General features: G+C 68.2%; 22 protein-coding genes. 10 read left to right on the top strand and 12 right to left on the bottom strand.

Annotated elements, in window-relative coordinates:
* The first annotated feature begins 21 nt into the window (after window positions 1–21).
* From DID96_RS00275 to DID96_RS00265, 3 genes are all read left to right on the top strand, one after another.
* The gene (locus tag DID96_RS00275) at window positions 22–1,206 is read left to right on the top strand and encodes a c-type cytochrome (RefSeq protein WP_124597274.1); all 1,185 of its coding nucleotides are present in this window, start codon (window positions 22–24) and stop codon (window positions 1,204–1,206) included.
* Between the two features lie 52 nt (window positions 1,207–1,258).
* Window positions 1,259–2,215 (top strand): ABC transporter substrate-binding protein, encoded by a 957-nt coding sequence (locus DID96_RS00270; RefSeq protein ID WP_124597273.1) that lies wholly within the window; start codon window positions 1,259–1,261, stop codon window positions 2,213–2,215.
* 77 nt (window positions 2,216–2,292) lie between these two features.
* On the top strand, window positions 2,293–3,159 hold the full coding sequence (locus tag DID96_RS00265; RefSeq protein WP_124597272.1) for an MOSC domain-containing protein: 867 nt from the start codon (window positions 2,293–2,295) through the stop codon (window positions 3,157–3,159).
* A 27-nt stretch (window positions 3,160–3,186) separates the two neighbouring features.
* Here the strand turns inward: DID96_RS00265 and DID96_RS00260 are convergent, their stop codons facing one another.
* Window positions 3,187–4,593 carry a sensor histidine kinase gene (locus tag DID96_RS00260; RefSeq protein ID WP_124597562.1) on the bottom strand — a complete coding sequence of 469 codons (1,407 nt, stop codon included), beginning with the start codon at window positions 4,591–4,593 and terminating at the stop codon, window positions 3,187–3,189.
* A 26-nt stretch (window positions 4,594–4,619) separates the two neighbouring features.
* Complete coding sequence (locus DID96_RS00255) at window positions 4,620–5,291, bottom strand: response regulator (RefSeq protein ID WP_124597271.1); 672 nt, start codon at window positions 5,289–5,291, stop codon at window positions 4,620–4,622.
* A 125-nt stretch (window positions 5,292–5,416) separates the two neighbouring features.
* On the opposite strand from DID96_RS00255, the gene DID96_RS00250 reads away from it, so the two are divergent.
* From DID96_RS00250 to DID96_RS00235, 4 genes are all read left to right on the top strand, one after another.
* Window positions 5,417–6,505, top strand: coding sequence for an ABC transporter substrate-binding protein (locus DID96_RS00250; protein WP_124597270.1), 1,089 nt, complete (start codon window positions 5,417–5,419; stop codon window positions 6,503–6,505).
* Window positions 6,506–6,608: 103 nt separating this feature from the next.
* The gene (locus DID96_RS00245; RefSeq protein ID WP_124597269.1) at window positions 6,609–8,378 is read left to right on the top strand and encodes an iron ABC transporter permease; all 1,770 of its coding nucleotides are present in this window, start codon (window positions 6,609–6,611) and stop codon (window positions 8,376–8,378) included.
* A complete protein-coding gene (locus DID96_RS00240) occupies window positions 8,371–9,438 on the top strand; it encodes an ABC transporter ATP-binding protein (protein WP_124597268.1) in 1,068 nt (355 codons plus the stop codon). The genes DID96_RS00245 and DID96_RS00240 overlap by 8 nt, the downstream gene beginning before the upstream one ends.
* A 138-nt stretch (window positions 9,439–9,576) precedes the next feature.
* Complete coding sequence (locus DID96_RS00235; RefSeq protein ID WP_124597267.1) at window positions 9,577–10,668, top strand: porin; 1,092 nt, start codon at window positions 9,577–9,579, stop codon at window positions 10,666–10,668.
* 122 nt (window positions 10,669–10,790) lie between these two features.
* On the opposite strand, the gene DID96_RS38145 is transcribed toward DID96_RS00235, so the two are convergent.
* From DID96_RS38145 to DID96_RS00200, 8 genes are read right to left on the bottom strand one after another with little or no spacing between them, the layout of a single operon-like run.
* Window positions 10,791–10,967, bottom strand: a complete 177-nt coding sequence (locus tag DID96_RS38145) for a hypothetical protein (protein WP_185732140.1) — start codon at window positions 10,965–10,967, stop codon at window positions 10,791–10,793.
* Window positions 10,954–11,760 carry a 4-hydroxy-2-oxoheptanedioate aldolase gene (gene hpaI / locus DID96_RS00230; protein WP_124597266.1) on the bottom strand — a complete coding sequence of 269 codons (807 nt, stop codon included), beginning with the start codon at window positions 11,758–11,760 and terminating at the stop codon, window positions 10,954–10,956. Before hpaI ends, DID96_RS38145 begins: the two co-directional genes overlap by 14 nt.
* A 6-nt stretch (window positions 11,761–11,766) precedes the next feature.
* Entirely contained in the window at window positions 11,767–12,570 is an 804-nt protein-coding gene (hpaH, locus tag DID96_RS00225) for a 2-oxo-hept-4-ene-1,7-dioate hydratase (RefSeq protein ID WP_124597265.1), read from the bottom strand.
* Between the two features lie 20 nt (window positions 12,571–12,590).
* Window positions 12,591–12,983: a 5-carboxymethyl-2-hydroxymuconate Delta-isomerase gene (locus tag DID96_RS00220; RefSeq protein WP_124597264.1), complete on the bottom strand. Its 393-nt coding sequence runs from the start codon at window positions 12,981–12,983 to the stop codon at window positions 12,591–12,593.
* Window positions 12,984–13,042: 59 nt separating this feature from the next.
* Window positions 13,043–13,891 (bottom strand): 3,4-dihydroxyphenylacetate 2,3-dioxygenase, encoded by an 849-nt coding sequence (gene hpaD, locus DID96_RS00215; RefSeq protein WP_124597263.1) that lies wholly within the window; start codon window positions 13,889–13,891, stop codon window positions 13,043–13,045.
* Window positions 13,892–13,924: 33 nt separating this feature from the next.
* A complete protein-coding gene (gene hpaE / locus DID96_RS00210) occupies window positions 13,925–15,388 on the bottom strand; it encodes a 5-carboxymethyl-2-hydroxymuconate semialdehyde dehydrogenase (protein WP_124597262.1) in 1,464 nt (487 codons plus the stop codon).
* 22 nt (window positions 15,389–15,410) lie between these two features.
* Entirely contained in the window at window positions 15,411–16,175 is a 765-nt protein-coding gene (locus DID96_RS00205) for a fumarylacetoacetate hydrolase family protein (protein WP_124597261.1), read from the bottom strand.
* Complete coding sequence (locus DID96_RS00200; protein WP_124597260.1) at window positions 16,172–16,861, bottom strand: fumarylacetoacetate hydrolase family protein; 690 nt, start codon at window positions 16,859–16,861, stop codon at window positions 16,172–16,174. Before DID96_RS00200 ends, DID96_RS00205 begins: the two co-directional genes overlap by 4 nt.
* A 152-nt stretch (window positions 16,862–17,013) precedes the next feature.
* Between DID96_RS00200 and hpaR the strand changes: the two genes are divergently transcribed.
* Window positions 17,014–17,457, top strand: coding sequence for a homoprotocatechuate degradation operon regulator HpaR (gene hpaR / locus DID96_RS00195; RefSeq protein WP_124597259.1), 444 nt, complete (start codon window positions 17,014–17,016; stop codon window positions 17,455–17,457).
* A 12-nt stretch (window positions 17,458–17,469) separates the two neighbouring features.
* On the opposite strand, the gene DID96_RS00190 is transcribed toward hpaR, so the two are convergent.
* Complete coding sequence (locus tag DID96_RS00190) at window positions 17,470–18,690, bottom strand: SDR family oxidoreductase (protein WP_124597258.1); 1,221 nt, start codon at window positions 18,688–18,690, stop codon at window positions 17,470–17,472.
* Between the two features lie 697 nt (window positions 18,691–19,387).
* Between DID96_RS00190 and DID96_RS00185 the strand changes: the two genes are divergently transcribed.
* On the top strand, window positions 19,388–19,735 hold the full coding sequence (locus DID96_RS00185) for a DUF3564 family protein (protein WP_124597257.1): 348 nt from the start codon (window positions 19,388–19,390) through the stop codon (window positions 19,733–19,735).
* Between the two features lie 359 nt (window positions 19,736–20,094).
* On the top strand, window positions 20,095–21,891 hold the full coding sequence (locus tag DID96_RS00180; protein ID WP_124597256.1) for a penicillin-binding protein 2: 1,797 nt from the start codon (window positions 20,095–20,097) through the stop codon (window positions 21,889–21,891).
* Between the two features lie 114 nt (window positions 21,892–22,005).
* Here DID96_RS00180 and DID96_RS00175 read toward each other — a convergent pair whose 3' ends face one another.
* Complete coding sequence (locus tag DID96_RS00175) at window positions 22,006–23,727, bottom strand: cation:proton antiporter (protein WP_124597255.1); 1,722 nt, start codon at window positions 23,725–23,727, stop codon at window positions 22,006–22,008.
* Between the last annotated feature and the right edge of the window lie 286 nt (window positions 23,728–24,013).

The raw sequence follows: 24,013 nt of genomic DNA, 5'->3' as shown, positions 1-24,013 counted from the left end.
GTTGCCCGGAGCGCGCCGCCGATGAGCGCGCCGCCGTTCCCCGAGTGGTCGCTCGCGTTCCTGCAGGCGCTGTATCGGCTGCAATGGACGCTCGCGCGACTGCTGCACGCCATCGGCCTGACCGCCGATGCGGACGGCCAGGCCGCGTGGCCATGGACGCGGCGGATCGCGATCGAGACGCTGCGCATCGATGCGGGCCTGACGCGGCAGCTCGCGATCGCGTTCGGGTTGATGACGCTCGCGGCAGTGCTCGCGCTCATCGCGCTCGCTTCGCGCAGGCATCGCATCGTTGCATTCGGCGCGGCGCTGCTCGCCGCATGGTGCGCGCCGTGGCCGAGCGCCGCGCTGTGGCTCGCGCCGGCCGCGCCGACCAGTTTCCAGCGCAATCCCGCGCCGTTCTCGGTGGCGAGCGTGGTGCACGGCGCGCGGCTGTACGACCGTCATTGCGCGGCGTGCCACGGCGCCGACGGACGCGGCGAAGGGCCGCTCGCCGCGTCGCTCGCGCACTGGCCGCCGACGTTCGCCGGCACGCTGCTGGCGCGCCGCCTCGACGGCGAGCTGGCCTGGCGCGTGCGGCACGGGATGCGCGATGCGCACGGCGCCGAATCGATGCCCGGCTTCGGCGCGGCGCTCGGCCCGCGCGACACGTGGGCTGTGCTCGACTACCTGAAGGCGCTCGCCGCGGGCAGCGGCGCGCAGGCGGACGGCGCATGGCCGGTGCCCGTCGCGCTGCCCGCGCTCGACGTGCGCTGCGGCGGGCAGCCCGCGACGCTGCCGCTCGAACGCTGGCGCGAAGGCCAGCGCGTGCGGGTCGTCGCGCTCACGCGCGGCGCGCCGCCGCCGGCCGAGGACGCGCGCTGGCAGACGCTCTTGGTCGCGCAAGAGCCGGCCGCCGTCCCGGCCGTCGCCGGGCGGGCGGATTGCGTCGCCGCGACGCCCGGAGCGTGGCTGGCTTTCGCGACGATCGCGGGAACGCCGCCCGATGCGCTCGGCGGCACGCAATTCCTCGCCGACCGCCACGGCTGGCTGCGCGCGCGGGCAAAGCCCGGCAGCGCCGGCTGGTCGGATGCCGACCTGCTGTGCGGCGCGTCCGATCCCGCGCGTTCCGCCGCCGCACCGGGTGCGGACCGCGATCCGCTGACCGCGCTGCTGCTGCGGCTCGACGCCGATCCGGTGCGCGACGTGCAGGCCGGCCTGCCGCATTGACGAGCGCTCCGCCGCTGCGACCGAACGCTTTCCTGACTGACCGAGCCCCACGATGAACCCGACCCGACGCCATTTCCTGACCCAAGCCGCCGCCTGCGCGACGCTCGCTGCCGCCCCGCTCACCCTGCGCGCGCAATCCGGCGCACGCCCGCTGCTGCGTGCCGGCGACCAGAAAGGCGGGCTGCGCGCGCTGCTCGAAGCGGCGGGCGAACTGAGCGAACTCACCTACGACGTCGCGTGGACCGAGTTCCCGGCCGCCGCGCCGCTCGCCGAAGCGTTGAACGCGGGCGCGGTGGATTGCGGGCCGATCGGCGACGCGCCGGTGATCTTTGCGCTTGCATCGGGCGCGCGGATCAAGGTGATCGGCGCGAACCGCTCCGATCCATACGGCACCGCCGTCGTCGTGCGGCCGGACGCACCGCTGAAGACCGCCGCCGACCTGAAAGGCAAGCGCGTCGGCACGACGCGCGGCTCGATCGGCCATTTCGTCACGCTGAAGGCGCTCGACGCGGCGGGGCTCGCGCCGGACGACGTGTCGTTCCGCTTCCTGCCGCCCGCCGACACGATGCTCGCGCTCGCGAGCGGCTCGATCGACGCGTGGGCGACGTGGGAACCGTACACGGCGCTCGCGGAAACGAGCGGCCGTGCGCGCGTGCTCGTCGACGGGCGCGGCCTGTGGTCGGGGCTCAGCTACGTCGCGGCGACCGATACCGCGCTCGCCGCGAAACGCGACGTGCTGCGCGATTTCCTGCAGCGCGTCGTGCGCGCGCAGGCCTGGTCGTACCGGCATGCCGATACGTTCTCGGCGACGCTCGCGCGCATCATCGGCATCCCTCAGCCGGCCGCGAAGCTGCAGTTCGAACGACGCCGCACGCACTGGCAGCCGATCGACGCGGCCGTGATCGCCGAGCAGCAGCGCACGGCCGACTTCTACCTGAAGGCCGGTTTGCTGCGCCAGCCGCTCGACGTGCGTCCGACGTTCGATCGCGGCTTTCCGCTGCCGGCCTGACGAAGAGGCACCAACGTGCAATAGAGCGATCTGGCACAATCGCGCTTTGACTTTCCGCGTCGGTCGAAGCCAGCACCATGCCAACCATCAGCGAACTTTTCGTCTACCCGATCAAATCCTGCGGCGGCATCGCGCTACGCCGCGCGCTGCTGCTCGACACCGGGCTCGCCTACGACCGTCACTGGATGGTGACCGACGCGGCCGGCGAGATGATCACGCAGCGCACGCATCCGCGCCTCGCGCTCGTGCAACCCGCATTCGACGGCGACGCGCTGGTGCTGAATGCGCCCGGCATGCCCGAGCTGCGCACGCCGCTCGACGGCGAAGCGTCGGCGCAGACGCCGAAGATGGCGGCGACCGTCTGGCGCGACACCGTCGACGCGATCGACACCGGTGCGGCCACCGCCGCCTGGTTCAGCGAATTCCTCGGCATGCCGGCGAAGCTCGCGCGCTTCGCGCCCGATGCGCGGCGCGCGTGCAGCCGTAAATGGACCGGCGAGCTCGACGCATCGACCCGCTTCGCCGACGGCTACCCGCTGCTCGTGATCGGCCAGGCGTCGCTCGACGACCTGAACGCGCGCCTTGTCGCGAAGGGCGCGCCGGCGATTCCGATGGACCGCTTCCGTCCGAACCTCGTCGTGTCGGGCATCGACGCGTTTGAAGAGGATTTCATCGAGCACCTCGACACCGACGGCGACACGCCGGTGCGGCTGCGCCTCGTGAAGCTGTGCACGCGCTGCCCGGTGCCGACGATCGACCAGCGCACCGGCGCGCCCGATCCCGCCTGGCCGCACGAGCCGACCGACACGCTGCAGACCTATCGCGCGAACCCGAATTTCGACGGCGCGCTGACGTTCGGCAACAACGCGATCGTCGTGCGCGGCGCGGGGCGTTTTCTCGAAGTCGGGCAGGCGCTCGAGGCGGAAATCGGGTTCGGCGACTGAAGGCGGATGCTGCCCGGCGAGCCCCCGCTACGCCGCCTCACGCAGCACGGGCAGCGTCACGGTGACGATCAACCCGCCGCCCGCCGCATCACTCAGCGCGACCCTCCCCTGATGCACCCGCGCGATCTCTCTCACGATCGACAGCCCGAGCCCCGTACCTTCGACCGTCTGCGTGTTGCTGCCGCGATGGAACCGCTCGAACACCGCGTCGCGCTCGCTCTCGTGAATCCCCGGTCCGTTGTCGATCACGTCGAGCCGCGCGTGCCCGCCGTCGTGCGACACGCGCACGGTAATCACCGCGCGGTCGCCCGCATAGCGGATCGCGTTGTCGATCAGGTTGCCGATCAACTCGCCGAGCAGATCGGGCTGGCCAAGCACGTCGACATCCGCCTCGTGCTCGAAGCCGAGATCGATGTCGCGCGCGCGGGCCACCGGCGACCAGTCGAGCGTCACGCTGCGCGCGAGCCGGTGCAGCGCGACCGGCTGGTGTGCGACGGCCTGCCCGCTGTCCGAATCGAGCCGCGACAGCGACAGCAGCTGCTGGACGATCTTCGCCGCCTGCCGCACCGCACCGTTCACGCGCCGCAGATGCACGTTCACGCGCGGCTGCTCGTGGGGCCGCAGCGCGAGCTCGACGCCCGCCTGCACGGCTGCGAGCGGCGTCTTCAGCTGGTGCGCGGCATCCGCGAAGAAGCGCCGCCGCGCGACCTGCATCCGCTGCGTGCGGCCGATGTACTGGTTGATCGAATCGACGAGCGGCGCGAGCTCGCTCGGCATCCCGCCGGTATCGAGCGGCGTCGGATCGTCCTCGGCGCGCGCGGCAACCGTCGCCGACAGCCTGCTCAGCGGCCGCAGCCCGCGCCCGACGCCGAGCCACACGATGCCGAGCGCAAGCACCACGAGCAGCCCCTCCTGCAGCAGCGAACCCATCAGGATCTCGCGCGCGAGCGCCTGGCGCGCCTCGATCGTCTCGCCGACCATCACCCACACGATGCGCGACTGTGCGCTCGGCACGTCGTGGATCGGCAGGCGCAGCGCGGCCATCCGCAGGCGTTCGCCGCGATAGACGGCGTCGTAGTAGCGCGTCGCGAACAGCGCGCCGTCGCCCGCATCGCGCCCCTGAGGCAGCGGCAGGTCGGGGTAGCCCGTCACCGCGCGGCCGTTGTCCTCGCGGATCAGGTAGTAGATCTTGCCGCCGTCGCTCGACTCGAACATCTCGAGCGCCAGATACGGCAGGTCGACCTCGATCTCTCCCTGGTTCAGCCGCACACCCTCGCGGATCGACTTCAGCGACGACGACAGCGTGCGGTCGAACGCGACATGCGCAGCGCTCATCGCGCGCTGGTAGGTGAGCCACGAGTCGAGCGCGAGCAGGCCGAGCAGCGGCAGCAGCAGCCACAGCGCGACCTGCATCCGCAGGTTTGGCCGCGTCAGCAAACGAACATGAGCCTGGGGGGCGTTCATACGGCCTTCGCTTCGAGCAGGTAGCCGAGCCCGCGCAGCGTGACGATCGCAACGCCGCTGTTCTCCAGCTTCTTGCGCAGCCGATACACGTAGATCTCGATCGCGTCGGCGTTGACCGATTCGTCGAGCCCGAAGATCTTCTCCGACAGCGTGTCCTTGTTGATCGCGCGGCCATTGCGCAGGATCAGCACCTCGAGTACCGAACGCTCGCGCGGCGTCAGCGACAGCGGCTCGCCCGCGAGCCGGAAGCTGCGGTCGACGCTGTCGAACGCAAGCGGCCCGCATTCGACGCGCGAATGCTCGTGCCCGAGGCTGCGCCGGATCAGCGCGCGAGCGCGCGCCTCCAGCTCGGTCAGCTCGAAAGGTTTCGCGAGATAATCGTCGGCCCCGAGATCGAGCCCCTTTACGCGGTCCTCGACCGAGCCGTGCGCGGTCAGGATCAGCACCGGCACCGGGTTGCGCCGTGAGCGCAGCCGCCGCAGCACCTCGAGCCCGTCGAGCTTCGGCAGGCCCAGATCGAGGATCACGAGCGCGTAATCCTGCGTGCGCAGCACGTGATCCGCCGCCTCCCCGTCCGCCATGTGATCGACCGCGAAACGCGCGGCAGCCAGCGCATCGGACAGCGATTGCGCGAGGATCGGGTTGTCTTCGACGAGCAGCACACGCATGGGGACCTCGGGAAATCCATGACACAAAGGACGCTATTGTGAACCGAAATGAAAGCAGGCTGAAAGTGCGTCGCAATTAACATCCGCGTCACTCGAACAACACAGACGCGTAATTGGAGGAAGACATGCCGTTCGCACCGAAGCACCTCGCCGCCATCCTGTCGATCGTCGCCGGCGCCGCCAGCGCGCAGGTTCCGGCCGGATATCCGGGTAACTACCAGGGCGTCGTCGATGCCGCGAAGAAGGAAGGCAAGCTGATCGTCTATTCGACGACCGACACGGGCCTCGTACGGCCGCTGATCAAGGATTTCGAAAGCCTGTACGGAATCAAGGTGGAGTACAACGACATGAACAGCACCGAACTGTACAACCGCTACATCAGCGAGAACGCGGCGAACAGCACCAGCGCCGACGTGCTGTGGAGCTCGGCGATGGACCTGCAGGTCAAGCTCGTCAACGACGGTCTGATGGCGCCGTACGATTCGCCCGAAAGCGCGAACGTGCCGCAGTGGGCGCAATACCAGAAGCAGGCGTACGGCACGACGTTCGAACCGCTCGCGATCGTCTACAACAAGCGCCTGATCCCCGAGAACGAGGTGCCGAAGACGCGCACCGAGCTGATCAAGCTGCTCGCGTCGCAACCGGACAAGTTCAAGGGCAAGCTCACGACGTACGACGTCGAGAAGTCCGGCGTCGGCTTCAACGCGCTGACGCAGGACGCGCACCTGAACGAGAAGGTCACGTGGGAACTCGTGAAGGCGATCGGCGCAACCGGCCCGAAGCTGCAGTCGAGCACCGGCGCGATGATGGAGCGGATCTCGTCCGGCGAGAACCTGATCGGCTACAACATCATCGGCTCGTATGCGTACGCGAAGGCGAAGAAGGACAAGTCGATCGGCTATGTGTTTCCGCGGGACTACACACAGGTCGTGAGCCGCCTCGCGACGATCTCGAAGAAGGCTAAGAGCCCGAATGCCGCGAAGCTGTGGGTCGACTACCTGCTGTCGCAGCGCGGCCAGACGCTGATCGCGAACCAGGCGAACCTGTATGCGATCCGCACCGACGTGAACGGCGAGACGTCGGCTGCCGGCCTGATGAAGGAACTCGGCGACTCGCTGAAGCCGATCCAGATCGGCACCGGCCTGCTCGTCTACCTCGACCAGTCGAAGCGCCTCGCGTTCCTCAAGCAGTGGCAACAGTCGATCAAGCGCTGATCGCCGCTTAACGCCTCGCCAGGCGTCGCCCGCATCGCGGGCGATGCGCCTCCCCTTTCCGACGACTTCCTTTATGCGGCCCGCGGGCCGCAGGGGCGAACTCATGCTTTCAACCAGCACACGCGGAGCGCCGCCGGCCGTTCCGCAACCCACCGGCGGCGGCGCGATTCCCGCGCTGCGCGCCAGCAGCCTGCAGCCGCTCGCCGGCATGCTGCGCTGGATCGTCATCGCGGTGCTCACCATCGCAGTCGCGCTGCCGCTCGGCTTCATCCTGTTCCAGAGCCTGCTGTCCGCGCCGTTCTTCGACGCGAACAAGACGCTCGGCATCGAAGGCTTTCGCTTCGTCTTCAGCGATCCCGACTTCTGGTCGGCCGTGACGAACTCGTTCATCATCGCCGGCGGCATGCTGTTCATCGCGATCCCGCTCGGCGGCATCCTCGCGTTCCTGATGGTGCGCACCGACCTGCCCGGCCGCCGCTGGCTCGAACCGCTGCTGCTCACGCCGGTGTTCGTGTCGCCGATGGTGCTCGCGTTCGGCTACGTGGTCGCGGTCGGCCCGGTCGGCTTCTACTCGGTGTGGTTCAAGGCGCTGTTCGGCGCCGACAGCGTGCCCTGGAACATCTACTCGATCTTCGCGATCACGCTGATCGTCGGGCTCACGCACGTGCCGCACGTATACCTGTATTCGTCGGCCGCGCTGCGCAACCTCGGCTCCGACGTCGAGGAAGCGGCGCGCGTGACCGGCGCGCGGCCGTTCCGCGTCGCCCTCGACGTGAGCCTGCCGATGACGATGCCCGCGCTGCTGTTCGCCGGCGTGCTGGTGTTCTTCCTCGGCTTCGAGGTGTTCGGGCTGCCGCTCGTGCTCGGCGATCCGGAAGGCCACCTCGTGCTCGCGACCTACCTGTACAAGCTGACCAACAAGCTCGGCGTGCCGTCGTATCACCTGATGGCGGCGGTCGCAATCTGCATCATCGCGATCACGTTCCCGCTCGTGCTGCTGCAGCGCCGGCTGCTGAAGACGGCGAACCGCTTCGTCACCGTGAAGGGCAAGGCCGGCCGCACGACCGTGCTGCCGCTCGGCGCGTGGCGCTGGGTTGCGGTCGCGATCGTCGGGCTGTGGCTCGCGCTGACCGTGATCGTGCCGATCTCCGGCATCGTGCTGCGCGCGTTCGTGACCAACTGGGGCGAAGGCGTGGCGCTCGGCGAAGCGCTGACGCTGTCGAACTTCGTCGAGCTGTTCGAGCAGGACAACCTCGTGCGCGCGATCGTCAACACGCTCGGCATCGGCGTGATCGGCGGCGCAATCGCGATCGGCTTCTACTCGCTCGTCGCGTTCGCCGGCCACCGCCGCAACGACTGGGCGACGAAGCTGCTCGACTACCTCGTGCTGCTGCCGCGCGCGGTGCCAGGCCTGCTCGCCGGCCTCGCGTTCCTGTGGATCTTCCTGTTCGTGCCGGGCCTGCGCGAACTGAAGAGCTCGATGTGGAGCATCTGGATCGCGTACACGGTCGTGTGGCTCGCGTACGGGATGCGGCTGATCCAGAGCGCGCTGCTGCAGGTCGGGCCGGAGCTCGAGGAAGCCGGGCGCAGCGTCGGCGCGACGCGCAGCCGCGTGTCGCTCGACGTGACGCTGCCGCTCGTGCGCTTCGGCCTGCTCGCCGCGTGGCTGCTGATCTTCATGATCTTCGAGCGCGAATACTCGACCGCCGTCTACCTGCTGTCGCCCGGCACCGAAGTGATCGGCGCGCTGCTCGTGTCGCTGTGGGCGACCGGCGCGGTCGACCAGGTTGCCGCGCTCTCTGTCATCAACATCGCGATGGTCGGCGCCGGTCTCGGCGTGGCCCTGCGCTTCGGAGTGAAACTTCATGGATAAGCTCATCGTCGACGATCTGCATCTCAGCTACGGCGCGAATCCGATCCTCAAGGGCGTGTCGTTCGAACTGAAGGCCGGCGAGGTCGTGTGCCTGCTGGGCGCGTCCGGCAGCGGCAAGACCACGCTGCTGCGCGCGGTCGCGGGCCTCGAACAGCCGTCCGACGGCCGCATCCAGCTCGACGACCGCGTGTTCTTCGACGGCGCGCGGCGCATCGACCTGCCGGTCGAGCAGCGCTCGCTCGGGCTCGTGTTCCAGTCGTATGCGCTGTGGCCGCACCGCACCGTCGCCGACAACGTCGGCTACGGGCTGAAGCTGCGCCGCGTCGCGCCTGCCGAGCAGAAACGCCGCGTGCAGACCGCGCTAAACCAGCTCGGCCTCGGGCATCTCGCCGAGCGCTATCCGCACCAGCTGTCGGGCGGCCAGCAGCAGCGCGTCGCGATTGCGCGGGCGCTCGTCTACAACCCGCCCGTGATCCTGCTCGACGAGCCGTTGTCGAACCTCGATGCGAAGCTGCGCGAGGAAGCGCGCGCATGGCTGCGCGAGCTGATCGTGTCGCTCGGGCTGTCGGCGCTGTGCGTGACGCACGACCAGACCGAGGCGATGGCGATGTCCGACCGCATCCTGCTGCTGCGCAACGGCCGCATCGAGCAGGAAGGCACGCCGGCCGAGCTGTATGGCGCACCCCGCTCGCTGTATACGGCCGAATTCATGGGCAGCAACAACCGGATCGACGCACGCGTCGCAGCGGTCGACGGCGAATGCGTGACGCTCGCCGGCGACGGCTGGCAGTTGCGCGCGCTCGCACGCGACACACTCGCGCCCGGCCAGCACGCTCAGGCGGTGATCCGCCTCGAACGCGTGCAGGTCGCCGACGGCCCCGGCGCGAACCGGCTGCAGGCCGACCTCGTCACGTCGATGTATCTCGGCGACCGCTGGGAATACCTGTTCCATTGCGGCGACCTGCGGCTGCGCGCGTTCGGCCACGTGCCGCGCTCGGCCGGCAAGCACTGGATCGAATTCCCGACCAACGACTGCTGGGCGTTCGCGAAGGCAGGCTGACCCGCGCGGCGGCGCAGCGTTCGCCGCCGTGCCCGAGCGCGCAGCGCAGCTCGCCTCGGCGGATATCCCCCGACATCCGCCGAGGCGCCGTGCGCGCCACGATTTTCCTCACCCACAAGAACCAAGGAGACACCGCCAATGAAGTCTTGCGCAGCACGTTCCCTTCGCGCAGTAGTCCTCACTGGCTCGGCCGCCGCGGCCTGCGTCGCCGCGCCTGCCGCCTATGCACAGTCGTCGGTCACGATCTACGGGATCATGGATGCCGGCATCGAATTCTCGAACCACGCGGCGCCCGAAGGCGGCAACGCGTTCAAGCTGAAATCCGGCAACAAGAACACGTCGCGCTGGGGCCTGCGCGGCGTCGAGGATCTCGGCGGCGGGCTGAAGGCCGTGTTCCGGCTCGAGAGCGGCATCGACCTCGCGAATGGCGCGTTCGACGACGGCCCCGATTCGATCTTCGCGCGCCGTGCGACGGTCGGGCTGAAAGGCAAATGGGGCGAGCTCACGCTGGGCCGCAATTTCACCGTGACCTACGACTACATGCTGCCGTTCGATCCGATGGGCTACGCGCAGAACTATTCGTGGGCGACGTCGTCGACGGCAACGGGCGGCCGCAAGGACGGCCTGTTCACGCGCTCGTCGAACGCGGTGCGCTATGACGGCGAATACGCGGGCTTCAAGTTCGGCGCGATGTACGGCTTCGGCAACGTGCCGGGCAGCGTGAAGACCAGCTCGAAATACGACTTCGCGCTCGGCTACGAGACCGGGCCGTTCGCCGCGGTCGTCACGTTCGACAGCCAGAGTGGCGCGGCCGACAGCGTGACGCCGGCCGACCCGGTCAACTACATCCAGGGGATCCACGCGGGCCTCAGCTACGACTTCGGCAAGCTGAAGACGATGGCCGGCTACCGCAATTACAAGCGCACGTTCCGCACGACAGCCGCGAACCAGTTGAGCGATATGTACTGGGTCGGCGGCTCGTACCAGTTCACGCCGGCGTTCTCGCTGATCGCGGCCGTGTATCACCAGAACATCAAGGGCGGCACCGACGCCGATCCGACGCTGGTGTCGGTGCGCGCGAACTACGCGCTGTCGAAGCGCACGGTGCTGTATGCGTCCGGTGGCTTCGCGATTGCGAAGCACGGGCAGAAGGTCGGGGTGTCGCGCGACGTCGCGGGATACAGCGATACGCAGGTCGGCGCGACCGTGGGGATTCAGCAGCGGTTCTGAGTCACTTGACGCGGGCGCGAGCATTGGCGATGGCGTGGCGGGCAATGCCAACGCCATCGCCGGTCACGCCCGCAACGCCACTCATGTCGCTCGGTGGCTCGGTATGCGGCACGTGACTTTTGTCAGTCGTACCCCATGTCGAGATGTTGCGCCTGCGCCGCCAGCGCTACCATCGCGCGCATGCTCTGCGCGTCTGGGCGTGCCAGAGCTGCGATGTCCGGTATCGGCGACGACGCTGCGTTACGTGCCTCATCGGGCAATTCGAGCGAATCCGGTAGGTTTGAATCAGTATGTTCCATCGCCTTTCCTCATATCTGCTGCGATGTTTGCCTTGAATGCCGCCGCCAACCGTTCCGCGCTTCTCGCCAGCAGCGTCGTATCGACACCCACCGCCACGAACGTCGCGCCCGCCTCCAGATACCGCTTCGCCGCGCGCTCGTCCGCGCTCAGAATGCCCGGCGCCTTGCCGGCCGCCCGGATCGCCCGGATGGCCCCATCGATCGCCGCCTGCACATCCGGATGACCGGGATTCCCGAGATGCCCAAGGTCGGCCGCCAGGTCGGCCGGCCCGATGAACACGCCATCCACCCCGTCCACCCGCGCGATTGCGTCGATCGCGTCGAGTCCCGCGCGCGTCTCGACCTGCACGAGCACGGCCATCTCGTCGTTCGCACGATGCAGGTAATCGCCGACGCGATTCCAGCGCGACGCCCGCGCCAGCGCGCTGCCGACGCCGCGGATCCCGTGCGGCGGATAGCGCGTCGCCGCGACCGCCGCGCGCGCCTCGTCGGCGCTCTGCACCATCGGCACGAGCAGCGTCTGCGCGCCGAGATCGAGCACCTGCTTGACGATCACCGGGTCGTTCCACGGCACGCGCACGACCGGATGCGACGGATACGGCGCGATCGCCTGCAATTGCGCGACGATCGTCGGCACCGTGTTCGGCGCATGTTCGCCGTCGATCAGCAGCCAGTCAAAACCGGCGCCCGCGACCACTTCGGCGCTATACGGATTCGCAAGACCGAGCCACAAGCCGATCTGCGCGTCGCCGCGCGCGAGCGCGGCCTTGAACGTGTTCGACGGAATCTGCATCGCGGGTCACCCGAAATGGCACTGGATGGTCCCGAGCGGACCGTAATCGACGCTGAACGTATCGCCGGCGCGCGCCGCGCACGGCCGCGTGAACGACCCGCCGAGCACGATCTGCCCCGGCTCCAGCGCGACGTCGAAGCGCGCGAGCCGGTTCGCGAGCCACACGACCCCGTTGGCCGGATGATTCAGCACGCCGGCTGCGACACCCGTCTCCTCGACCACGCCGTTGCGCGACATAATCGCCGCGACCCAGCGCAGGTCGACGTCGGCCGGCCGCACGGGCCGCCCGCCGATCACGACACCCGCGTTCGCCGCGTTGTCGGCGATCGTGTCGAACACCTTGCGCGGGCGCTGCGTATCCGGATCGATCGACTGGCTGCGCGCATCGATGATCTCGAGCGCGGGCACGACGTAATCGACCGCGTCGTACACGTCGAAGATCGTGCAGTTCGGCCCGCTCAGGCGCTTGCCGAGCACGAACGCGAGCTCGACCTCAACGCGCGGCACGATGAAGCGCTGCGTCGGAATCGTGCCGCCGTCCTCGAAGAACATGTCGTCGAGCAGCGCGCCGTAGTCGGGTTCGTCGATCTGCGACGTGTTCTGCATCGCCTTCGACGTGAGGCCGATCTTGTGGCCTTTCAGCGTGCGGCCTTCTGCGAGCTTGACGTTCACCCACGCGCGCTGGATCGCATACGCGTCGTCGATCGTGATGTCCGGGTAGTCGAGCGAGATCTGGCGGATCTGCTTGCGCTCGCGCTCGGCGTCATTGAGGCGCCGCGCGAGCTGGTCGATGGTGGCGGTATCGAGCATGGTGGAATCGGGAATGGGGTTCAGCCGGCCCGCTGGTAGCGAGCGTGGATGTTGTTGTGCTTGTACGAGCCGCTCTCGCTGAATTCGGTCAGTTCCATCGACAGCGCGAGATAACGCTTCGCATACAGCTCCGCGAAATGCGACTTGATCGCGTCGAACAGCGCGTCGCACGCGGCTTGCTTCACGTCGTCGCTGCGGCCCGCGCCGATCTTCAGCGTCACGTGGACGAACGCGTCGTCTTCGGTGCCGTCGGCGACGCAGTAGTCGTGCAGCTCGATCGCGCGCGAGCGGATCCCGCCGGTCGGAAACACGCCGCCCTGCGCGATCAGCGTCGCGTTGATCGTGCGCAGCAGCACGGAAATGCGCGCGTCGTCGCGAATATTCGCGGTGTACTCGACGACGATGTGTGGCATGACGATTCTCCTGTCGGATACGTGACGTGGCGTGACGTGGCGGCGTAACGTGGTGGCATTCAGGGCAGCGGAAAGATCGCGTTGATCTGCCCGGTGCCCGAACTCGCGAAGTAATCGGTGACGATCTCGACGGGCTTGTCGTAGCGGTCCCAGCCGAGCAGGCCGAGCAGCATCGCGGTATCGTGCATCCCGCCTTCGCCGTGGCAATGGATGTTGTATTCGGGCAGCATCGCGCAGAACGTCTTGAAGTCGCCCTGCTTCCACAGCTCGACGACGCGCAGGTCGACCTGCCGGAAGAACTCGCGGCTGATCTGGTGGATCGATTCCTCGGGGCTGCCGTTGTCGTTGAAGCGATGCGACAGCGACCCGCTCGCGAGGAACGCGACGTTCGAATCGCTCTTCCCGATCGCCTCGAGCAGCGCCTCGCCGAAGCGGCGGCTGTCGTCGAGCGCATGCCACATGCACCAGCCGGCGATCGACACGACCTTGAAATGCTGGTCGCCGTTCATGTAGCGCATCGGCACCAGCGTGCCGTACTCGAGTTCGAGGCTGCCGATCTCGTGCGCACGCGTCGCGATCCCGCGCGCGGTCGCCGTTTCCGCGATCAGCCGGCCGAGCGCCGGGTTGCCCGGATACGCGTACTGCATGTCGCGGATGAAGTGCGGCAGTTCATTGCTCGTATACGTGCCGGCAAATTGCGCATTGCAGTTCACGTGATAACCGGCATTGACGAGCCAGTGCACGTCCGACACGACGATCGTGTCGACGCCGAGCGCGCGGCAGCGCTCGCCGATCAGCTGATGGCCGCGGATCGCCGCGTCGCGGCAGCCGTGATGCCTGCCGGGCAATTCCGACAGGTACATCGACGGCACGTGCGTGATCTTCGCGGCGAGGGACAGTTTGCCCATCGTGTGTCTCCATATCGTTCTTTCACGCGCCGCTTACAGGCCCCAGCGCGGAATGTGATGCGAACCCATCGAGATGCAGACGTTCTTGATCTCCGCGAACACCTCGAAGCTGTACTCGCCGCCCTCGCGGCCGGTGCCCGACTCCTTCACGCCGCCGAACGGCTGGCGCAGGTCGCGCACGTTCTGGCTGTTGACGAACACCATCCCGGCCTCGATGCCGCGCGCGAGGCGGTGCACCTTGCCGACGTCCTGCGTCCAGATGTACGACGCGAGGCCGTAGCTCGTGTCGTTCGCGAGCCGCAGCCCTTCGTCCTCGCTCTCGAACGGAATCAGGCACGCGACCGGGCCGAAGATCTCTTCCTGCGCGATGCGCATCCGGTTATCGACGTCCGCGAACACGGTCGGGCGTACGAAGTTGCCGTTGCGCAGGTGCGCGGGCAGGTTCGCCGGCTTGTCGGCACCGCCCGCGACGAGCCGCGCGCCCTCCTGTTCGCCGATGCGGATGTAACCCGTCACCTTCTCCCAGTGCGCTCGCGTGATCATCGCGCCGAGCTGGGTCGCGTGGTCGGCCGGATCGCCGACCACGAGATTGTTCGCGCGGCGCGCGAACTCCTGCACGAAACGGTCGTAGATCGAGCGCTGCACGAAGATCCGCGAACCGGCCGTGCAACGCTCGCCGTTGATCGAGAAGATCGTGAACAGCGATGCGTCGAGCGCGCGGTCGAAATCGGCATCGTCGAAGATCAGCACCGGCGACTTGCCGCCGAGTTCCATCGAGTATTTCTTCAGGCCCGCGCGCTCCATGATCCGCTTGCCGGTCACCGTGCCACCCGTAAACGACACCGCGCGCACGTCCGGATGCCGCACGAGCGCGTCGCCGGCGGTCGCGCCATAACCCTGCACGACGTTCAGCACGCCGGGCGGAATGCCGGCTTCGAGCGCGAGCCGGCCGAGCTGGTCGGCCGTCAGCGGCGACAGCTCGGACATCTTCAGCACCGCGGTGTTGCCAAGCGCGAGACACGGCGCCGTCTTCCACGTCGCGGTCATGAACGGCACGTTCCACGGCGACACCAGCGCGCACACGCCGACCGGCTGATACAGCGTGTAGTTCAGCATCTGGTCGTCGACCGGGTACGTGCGGCCGTTCATCTGCACGCACACTTCCGCGAAGAAATTGAAGTTCTCCGACGCGCGCGGAATCAGCTGCTTGCTGGTCTGCGCAATCGGCAGCCCCGTGTCCTGCGTCTCGAGCGCCGCGAGCATCGGCACGTTCTTCTCGATCAGCTCGCCGAGCTTGCGCATCAGCTTCGCGCGCTCCTTCGCGGGCGTGTTCGCCCACTTCGGAAACGCTTCCTTCGCGGCACGCACCGCTGCGTCGACTTCGGCCTCGCCGCCCGACGCAACGTCGGTGATCACGTCGCCGGTCGCGGGATTCAGCGTCGTGAACGTCTCGCGGCTCTCGACTTCGCGGCCGTCGATCCAGTGCTTGATGGTCATCTGCTCTCCTTGGGCGGCGGGCTCAGCCGGCGCGATAGTAGTCGTGTTCGCCGACGATCGTATTCACGAGCCGGCCGATGCCTTCGATTTCGGTGACGACCTCGTCGCCCGGCTGAGTGTCCGCGAGCCCTTCGGGCGTGCCGGTCAGGATCAGGTCGCCCGGCGAGAGCGTCATGAAGCCGCTGATGTACTCGATCAGCGACGGCACGTCGAAGATCATGTCGCGCGTGCTGCCGCGCTGCGTCTCCTGGCCGTTCACCGTCGTGCGCAGCGTCAGCCCGCCCGGATCGCCGATCTCGTCGCGGCTGACGAGCCACGGCCCGAGCGGCGTGCAGGTGTCGCGGTTCTTTACGCGCAGGTTCGGCCGGTAGTAGTTCTCGAGGTAATCGCGGATCGCATAGTCGTTCGCGACGGTGTAGCCCGCGACGCAGTCGAGCGCCTGTGCGCGGCGCACGCCCCGCGCGGTGCGGCCGATCACGACCGCGAGCTCGCACTCGTAATGCATGTGCGTCGCGTCGGCGGGCCGCACGGTGCACGAGCGGTGGCCGATGAACGTGTTCTGGCCCTTCAGGAAGATCAGCGGCTCGCTCGGCGCGTTGAACGCGAGCTCCTTCGCATGGTCGGCATAGTTGAGGCCGAGCGCGAACGTCGTGCGCGGCGCGACGGGCGGCAGCCAGCCCACGGCGTCCTCGGCGACGACCCGCCCCGTATCGAGGCGGACCTGGCCGTCGCCGGCCGGCTCGGCGGCGTGCACCGCGCCGTTGTAGATCACGCGTGCGGTTTTCATCGGGCATCCTCCGCGATCAGCACATGCCGCAACGTGCCGATGCCGTCCGCGGCGATCTCGATCCGGCTGCCGGCCTTCGCGCGCGGCGCGCCGCCCGGCACGCCGAGCAGCAGCACATCGCCGGCGTCGAACGACATGAACGCCGAGACGTCGGCGATCAGTTGCCGCACCGGCCGGATCAGCGTGGCGGTCGACGCGGCCAGCGCCAGGGCGCCATCGATGCGCACGGTCAGCCGGATCGCGTCGACGTCCGCGAGCGCGTCGGGTGGGGCGATCGCCGGGCCGAGCGGACAGAAGCCGTCGCGGCACTTGTAGCGCACGGCGGGACGGTAGTAGTCGGGATGCGGCACCGACACGTCGCTGGCGAGCGTGAAGCCGTGCACGTAGTCGAGCGCCTGCGCGGCCGGCACACGGGTCGCGCGGCGGCTGAACACCACCGCCACCGACGCGCCGATCTCCAGCGCATCGACGCTGGCCGGCACGACGACCGCCGAGCCGTCGGGCGCGTGCGTGTTGGCAGGCTTGATATAGAGCACCGGCGCCTGCGGCGGCCGGCCGTACGGCGGCTGATGCACCGCGCCGCCAAGCGCGTCGAGCGCAGCGCGCTCGTTGAGCAGCGCACCGTAGACGGTACCGATGGCGACCGGCAGCGGCGGCGCCGCGGCAGTCGTGCAACACAGCTCCATGCGTCATCCCCTGCCGCGCGTCGCGGCGCCTCGTCAATATTTAACATCTTAAGTAAACAATCGAACGCTCGCAACCGCGATTACCCTGAGATGCGAAATTCGTCACGACCGCCTGTTAAGATTGGCGCGTCCCCGTCCACCCATTCACGTCGATGAACCGTACGCTCGACCACCGCAATCTGGCCATGCTGCTGCTCGAAGCCCGCGAAACGCTGATGGGGCTGTTCCGCCCCATTCTCAAGGAATTTGCGTTGACCGAACAGCAATGGCGGATCATTCGCGTGCTCGACGGCGAGCCATCCAATGCGCTCGAAGCGGGACAGATCGCGCGGCGCTGCTGCATCCTGAGCCCGAGCCTGACGGGCGTGCTCGAGCGGATGGAGCGCGACGGCCTGATCAAGCGGACGCGCGCGCAGGAAGACCAGCGCAGGCTGCTCGTCAGCCTGACGCCGCAAAGCCGGACGCTGGTCACGGAAATCGGGCCGCGCATCGACGAGCAGTACCGGCTGCTCGAGGAACGCTTCGGCCCGGCGGCACTCGACGACATCTACCGCGCACTCGACCGCCTGATCGAGCTCGGCAGCAGCCCGACCTGAGCCGCGCGCGGCTCAGCGCTCGGCGCCGCGCATCAGTTCGGTCACCGCGACGCCGCGCGACGTGCGCATGCATTCCTCGACGTAATCGACGAACGGCAGCGGTTCGAAATCGATTTCTTCGCGCACGCGGCGGTTGTCGAACACGCGGTCGACGGTCGCGAACTCCGCGAAGCGCTGCAGTGCCTTGCCGATCACGCGCTCGAGCGCCGGATCGTGACGCCCCAGCACGTCGCGCACGACGAGTGGCAGATCCGCCGGCGCGCATGCCGCATAGCGCGGCGCACCCGCCATCCCGGCCGCCTCGTCCATCGCCCGCATGATCTGCGCGACCATCGGCGCCTCGTCGCCGGCCGACACGTGATACACGTCGTGCGCGAGCGCCGGCTTGACCGTCAGCAGCATCGTCGCGCGCGCGACGTCGTCGACCGACACGATGTCGATGCGCGTCATCGGCCGCGCCGTATAGCGGCGCGCCGCATGCACGAGCCGGAACATCCAGAACGTGTTCGGCGCGGGCCGCGTGCCGAGCACCGTGTGCCCGACGACGTGCGACGGCCGCACGACGACGAGCGGCAGCCCGAGCGCGCGCAGGCGCTGCTCCGTGTCGTCCTTCGCGCGCAGGTAGTCGGCGGCAAGCACCGCGCCGGCGACCGGTACGGACGGACCCGCGGTGGCATCGGCGGCGGCATCGGCGGCGGCCTCCGACTCCTCATGAATGGTGCCGCCGCGGCCGCCGCGCACGAATGCGGTGCCCACATGCACGAAGCGCTGCAGGCGCGGCGCCTGCGCGAACCGCTCGGCGAAGCACAGCGAATCGTCGGCGTCGGCCCGCAGGTGCGCGCCCTCCGCCAGCGACGGACGGCCCGCACAGTGGATCACGTGCGTGGCCTGCGCGAGGCGCGATGCGTCGGCGCCCTGCCAGACGTCGCCGAGCCCGCCGACGATCACGTTCGCGTCGGTCAGGCGCGACGCCCAGTACGGTGCGAGCCCTGCACGCAGCGCGGCCTCGCGCAGCCGCGCAACTGCATGGCCGCGGTCCTGCGCGCGCACGACGCAGACGACGCGATCGAGCAGCCCCGCGTTGACGAGCGCCGTCAGCACGGTGCTGCCGATGAAGCCGGTGGCGCCCGTCAGCACCAGCCGCCCGACGTTCGCCGCCGCGACCGGCGCGCTGGACGGCGATACGAGGCTCGTACGCCAGTTGAGCGACAACGCGGTTTTCCAGATCAGCACGAAAATCTCCTTCGAAAAAACGGCCGGGCGGCGCGACGTGCGGGGCACGGGTCATCTGCGCTTGCCTGCCGGCGGCCGCGTGGCGCGGCCCGGCGTCCCGGCGGCCGGGTATCCGCCGGCGAAGCGCGTCGGCACGACGGACGCAGGCGGGGCCGCGAATGAATGTCGCGGCGCAGGATCGGGACGTTTGCAGTGTGGGGCCTGATCGGGAACAAGTCTGTCCCGAAAGTTTCGTGAAAGTGTGTCGAATTGTGCGCGATTGTCGGAGTGTGTCGACCGGGGTCGGGCTGGCTGTCCGCAAGCCGAGGCCATCAGGCCCCATCCGCCACGCGCCAACGATTCGCCGCCAACCTCGAGCGATGTCAAATTACTGACATATGCGGTCGATAGCGTGGGGGTAGCCACACGCCGCGCCGAGCCCCGCGCCCGCATCACTCGCCGGACAAGCGCGACACATCGACGCGTGCTGCGCTGCGCGCCGCCGTGCCACGGCAACGCGCGACGCCGCACCATGCTGCCCGCAGCCGCCTGCAGCGGACGTCTCACGACGGTCAGCCGTTTCGTCCGACGTCATTTCATATGGAATGCCAATGCGCACGCACAGTACTTATTGCGCATTGCGACTTGCGTTTCACTGCAGTCTATCTAGACTGTCACTCTAAACGGTCGAATGAGTCATTTTTTAGGAGACGATGCAATGCGCCTCACCATTCGGATTAATGGCAGCGAATCAGCGACCCGGCAGTCGTTTGCCGTTCTGTGGGTCGACACGGACGAAGGGCTGTGGTCTCGCGAGGCACATCAGGGTATCGATCTTCCGACCTGGGGTAAGGTGAAGGACGTCGAGGGCGCTATGGCGCTCTGCGCAGCCGACGACGGGACAGCCGTCTGCAAGCTGCAAGGGCTGTCGTTCGACGCGGTACAGCGCGAACAGGGGACAGCCGTGCTGTCGGGCGAGCACGCACAAGGTGCATGGCGACTGCAGGCAATCGATACTTGCACGATCCAGCCGGAATACAAGGAGTTCATTTCCGTCGATCGATAGATATTTTTGACCTGTATTGTCTGCGGGTTTCGGGTTTATTCCGGTTTTATCGAAATTATTTTCCGTATCCGTAATTAGCGACGCCCCTGCGGGGGCGTTTTTAATTGGCCCGAATTCATTTCAATCGGGGTCGGGCCGGCCAGCGTGAGCGCAAATCGCCGGCATGCGCCGTTTCCCCGTTCCGCCGTTCCCCCTTCCCTCGCCCCCTCACCTCGCCGATCGCCAGCCGCTTCGGCACCGGGTTTTGCGCCGATCCGGCGCAAAAAACGACACTTTCCCCACATGACGATTACTCATTTATTACAATTGCATTATTCAGACTGACAGTGTGCCGCCTCGCGGCCCGACCCAGCCCTCGCATGAGCGTGAAAAAGAAGACCCATCCTGCCGACCCGTACGCGTCGGCAACCAAGAATCCCGTGCTCGCGTCGCGCCTGCCGATGTGGCGCTCGAAGTTCGTCGTGATCGTGATGTTCGTCGCGTTCGCCGCGCTGATTGCCCGCGCGTTCTGGGTCCAGGTCGCGAACCAGGCGTTCTACGTCGGCCAGGGCCAGAAGCGTTATCAGCGCACGATCGAGCTCGGCGCGATGCGCGGCCGCATCGTCGACCGCAACGGCGCGATGCTCGCGGTCAGCCTGTCGACCTACGAGATCTGGGCGAATCCGAAGCAGGTTGCCGAAACGGATTACCCGCAGATCGCGAAGCTGCTCGACATGCCGCTCGCCGAGGTCAAGCGGCGCCTGCGCCACGACCGCACGTTCGTGCTGCTCAAGCGCCAGATCGACGCCGACACGGCGAGCCGTCTCGACAAGCTCGCGATCGAGGGCGTCACGCAGATCGCCGATTCGAAGCGCTACTACCCCGAAGGCGAATCGGCCGCGCACGTGGTCGGTTTCACGAACGTCGAGGATCAAGGGCAGGAAGGCGTCGAACTGGCGGCGAACAGCCCGCTGTCGGGCATCGCCGGGCAGCGCGAGGTGATTCGCGACCGGCTCGGGCGCATCGTGTCCGACACGCGGCCGCTCGTGCCCGCGCAGCACGGTGCGACGATCGAGCTGACGATCGACCGGCGCATCCAGCAGCTCGCGTTCAGCCAGCTCAAGGCCGCGGTGCTGGAGAACAACGCGCAGGCCGGCAGCGTCGTCGTGCTCGACGCGCAGAACGGCGAGATCCTCGCGCTCGCGAACTACCCGACCTTCGATCCGAACGACCGTGCGCGCCTGACCGGCCAGCAGCTGCGCAACCGCGCGGTAATCGACACGTTCGAGCCGGGCTCGACGATCAAGCCGCTCGTCGTCGCGCTGTCGCTCGACGAGCGCAAAGTGACCCCGAACACGATCATCAACACGTCGCCCGGCACCTACAAGATCGGTCCGGCCGTGATCCACGACACGTCGAACCACGGCTCGCTGACCGTCGCGCAGGCGCTGCAGAAATCGAGCAACGTCGCGCTCGCGAAGCTCGCGCTGAACCTGCCCGCCGAGACGATCTGGAACAAGTATCAGGATTACGGGATTGGCCGGGCGCCGGAGCTGACCTTCCCCGGTGTCGCGTCGGGCCGGCTGCGGCCCCACAAGCGCTGGCGGCCGATCGAGCAGGCGACGATGGCGTACGGCTACGGGCTGTCGATGTCGCTGCTGCAGATCGCGCAGACGTACACCGCGTACGCCGGCGACGGCACGCTGCATCCGGTGTCGCTGCTGAAGAACGGCACCGACAAGCAGACGATTGACGCGCATCGCGGCCATCGCGTGACGACACCGCAGACGGCGGCGGCGATCCGCTCGATGCTCGAGATGGCGGTCGGCGAAGGCGGCACCGGGCGCCGCGCGCGCGTCGATGGCTACCGGATCGGCGGCAAGACCGGCACGGCCCGCAAGCAGGTCGGCAAGTCGTATGCGCAGGGCAAGTACCGGGCGCTGTTCGCCGGGATGGCGCCGATGAGCAATCCGCGCCTGATCGTCGCGGTGATGATCGACGAGCCGCGCGGCAAGGGGTATTACGGCGGCACCGTCGCCGGGCCGGTGTTCTCGTCGGTCACGAGCGGCTCGCTGCAACTGCTGGGCGTGCCGCCGGACGTGCCGGTCGAGGCGGACATGATCGCGCCGCCGAGGCCGACCGCGCAGGCCCAGGCGACGGTGGCGGCGCGCTCGTAAAGCGACCGTATGCCGCCTCCGCCATCCCACTTGTCAGGAACGACTCGCAACATTTGCGTGATGGCGCAGGAGTTGACGCTCCATACGATCTACTGAGCGGGCCGCCACCCACCGTCAATGCGCATGCGCGGCCGCGGCCGGCTTCGTCATCCTGCCGAGCACATGCTCGGTCATCCCGCGGGCGAGTTCCGTCTCGCCCATGAACACGGTGCCGACGCCTTCGCTCGCGAGCAGCGCCGCTTCGTCGCCGCTGTTCGTGCACAGCACGACCTCGAGCGACGGATTGAGCGTGTGCGAGATCTCGACGATCTGCCGCACGTCGAACACGTCCGGCAGCGTAACGACCAGCATCCCCGCCCGCGCGATGTGTGCCTGCACGAGCACGATCGGCTCGATCGCGTCGCCCGACACCGCCGCGACGCCGTCCTCGCGCAGCTTCTCGACGAGCTCGCGATTCTGCTCGACGACCACATAGGCGATCCCGCGCTCGTCGAGCGCCTGCGCGATCCGCGCGCCGACCTTGCCGTAGCCGACGATCACGACCTGCCCCGTCAGGTGGGTCTGCGGCGTGGACATCGGCAGCGCGGCGAGCGGATCGTCGCGTGCCTCGAGCCGCCGCGCGAACGCCGAATGCTTGCGGATCCACGCGAGCGCCGGATCGATCATCGCGAACACGAGCGTATTCATCGCGATCGAGATCAGCGCAACCGCGAGAATCAGGCTCTGCCCTTCCGCCGACAGCAGCCCGAGCGCGCGCCCGAGCCCGGCGAGTATGAACGAGAACTCGCCGATCTGCGCGAGCCCCGCGCCGACCGTCAGCGCGGTATTGAGCGGATAACGGAATGCGAGCACCAGCGCGACCGCCGCGAGCGTCTTGCCGACCAGCACGATCGCCGCGACCTCGATCACGCGCAGCGGCGCGTCGAGCAGCACCTTCGGGTCGAACAGCATGCCGACCGAGATGAAGAACAGCACCGAGAACGCATCGCGCAGCGGCAGCGTCTCGTCGGCCGCGCGCCGGCTGAACTCGGATTCGCGCATCATCATCCCGGCAAAGAACGCGCCCAGCGCGAACGACACGTCGAACAGCTTCGCCGCGCCGAACGCGATGCCGACCGCTGCCGCGATCATGCACAGCGTGAACAGTTCGCGCGAGCCCGTGCGGGCAACGAGCCACAGGATGCGCGGAAACACCCGCTTGCCGACCACGAGCATCAGCGCGATGAACGCGGCGACCTTCAGCATCGTGACGCCGAGCGTGCCCCACACGCTGCCGCCGCCCCCGTGCGCGTCGCCAGGCGGCGTGCCGCCGAGCAGCCCGGCCACGGGCGGCAGCAGCACGAGCACGAGCACCATCACGAGATCCTCGACGACCAGCCAGCCGACCGCGATGCGCCCGTTCACCGACTCGACGAGCCCCCGGCCTTCGAGCGCGCGCAGCAGCACGACCGTGCTCGCGACCGACAGCGCGAGGCCGAACACGAGCGCCGCACCGACGTTCCAGCCCCACAGCAGCGCGAGCCCGCCGCCGAGTGCGGTGGCCACCGAGATCTGCACGATCGCGCCCGGCAGCGCGATCTTGCGCACCGCGAGCAGGTCGCCGAGCGAGAAATGCAGCCCGACCCCGAACATCAGCAGCATCACGCCGACCTCGGCCAGTTGCTGCGCGAGCGACAGATCGCCGACGAAGCCCGGCGTGCCGGGGCCGATCACGATCCCGGCGAGCAGGTAGCCGACCAACGGCGGCATTTTGAGCAGCGACGCGAGATAGCCGAAGATCATCGCGAGACCGAAACCGGCCGCGAGCAATGCAATCAGGCTGACGTCATGTGGCATCCCCCCTCCCTTGTAGGTGTAACCGTTTAGTAAGGTTGAAGGATAAGGGATGAGGCGGAGAAATGGCGCGCCGCACCGAAAATTTCACGGCGGCGGCGCGGCGCAAAGGGAACGTGCGGGCGGGCTCCCGCGGGTTGGACGGCGCCGTGCGACGGCGGCGCCGGATTCGAGCAATGCGTTGAACCGTTACGGAGGCGGCTGGCGAGACGCTCCCTCAGCCCGCCGCCGGATATCCGCCGCCCGCTGTCGGTCGCCTGCTGCCCGTCAGCGGATGCCCGTCGCCCCG

This window comes from Burkholderia sp. Bp8963 (assembly GCF_003854275.1).
Lineage (GTDB): Bacteria > Pseudomonadota > Gammaproteobacteria > Burkholderiales > Burkholderiaceae > Burkholderia.
This window is presented reverse-complemented; position numbering and strand designations above follow the sequence as displayed.

Coding starts and splice junctions, on each gene's coding strand:
- DID96_RS00240 (WP_124597268.1), top strand. CDS start 8,371: ATGGATAAGCTCATCGTCGACGATCTGCATCTCAGCTACGGCGCGAAT.
- DID96_RS00205 (WP_124597261.1), bottom strand. CDS start 16,175: ATGAAAACCGCACGCGTGATCTACAACGGCGCGGTGCACGCCGCCGAG.
- DID96_RS00245 (WP_124597269.1), top strand. CDS start 6,609: ATGCTTTCAACCAGCACACGCGGAGCGCCGCCGGCCGTTCCGCAACCC.
- DID96_RS00255 (WP_124597271.1), bottom strand. CDS start 5,291: ATGCGTGTGCTGCTCGTCGAAGACAACCCGATCCTCGCGCAATCGCTG.
- DID96_RS00250 (WP_124597270.1), top strand. CDS start 5,417: ATGCCGTTCGCACCGAAGCACCTCGCCGCCATCCTGTCGATCGTCGCC.
- DID96_RS00185 (WP_124597257.1), top strand. CDS start 19,388: ATGCGCCTCACCATTCGGATTAATGGCAGCGAATCAGCGACCCGGCAG.
- DID96_RS00180 (WP_124597256.1), top strand. CDS start 20,095: ATGAGCGTGAAAAAGAAGACCCATCCTGCCGACCCGTACGCGTCGGCA.
- DID96_RS00270 (WP_124597273.1), top strand. CDS start 1,259: ATGAACCCGACCCGACGCCATTTCCTGACCCAAGCCGCCGCCTGCGCG.
- hpaD (WP_124597263.1), bottom strand. CDS start 13,891: ATGGGCAAACTGTCCCTCGCCGCGAAGATCACGCACGTGCCGTCGATG.
- hpaI (WP_124597266.1), bottom strand. CDS start 11,760: ATGCAGATTCCGTCGAACACGTTCAAGGCCGCGCTCGCGCGCGGCGAC.
- DID96_RS00200 (WP_124597260.1), bottom strand. CDS start 16,861: ATGGAGCTGTGTTGCACGACTGCCGCGGCGCCGCCGCTGCCGGTCGCC.
- DID96_RS00235 (WP_124597267.1), top strand. CDS start 9,577: ATGAAGTCTTGCGCAGCACGTTCCCTTCGCGCAGTAGTCCTCACTGGC.
- DID96_RS00275 (WP_124597274.1), top strand. CDS start 22: ATGAGCGCGCCGCCGTTCCCCGAGTGGTCGCTCGCGTTCCTGCAGGCG.
- DID96_RS00265 (WP_124597272.1), top strand. CDS start 2,293: ATGCCAACCATCAGCGAACTTTTCGTCTACCCGATCAAATCCTGCGGC.
- hpaE (WP_124597262.1), bottom strand. CDS start 15,388: ATGACCATCAAGCACTGGATCGACGGCCGCGAAGTCGAGAGCCGCGAG.
- hpaR (WP_124597259.1), top strand. CDS start 17,014: ATGAACCGTACGCTCGACCACCGCAATCTGGCCATGCTGCTGCTCGAA.
- hpaH (WP_124597265.1), bottom strand. CDS start 12,570: ATGCTCGATACCGCCACCATCGACCAGCTCGCGCGGCGCCTCAATGAC.
- DID96_RS00175 (WP_124597255.1), bottom strand. CDS start 23,727: ATGCCACATGACGTCAGCCTGATTGCATTGCTCGCGGCCGGTTTCGGT.
- DID96_RS00220 (WP_124597264.1), bottom strand. CDS start 12,983: ATGCCACACATCGTCGTCGAGTACACCGCGAATATTCGCGACGACGCG.
- DID96_RS38145 (WP_185732140.1), bottom strand. CDS start 10,967: ATGGAACATACTGATTCAAACCTACCGGATTCGCTCGAATTGCCCGAT.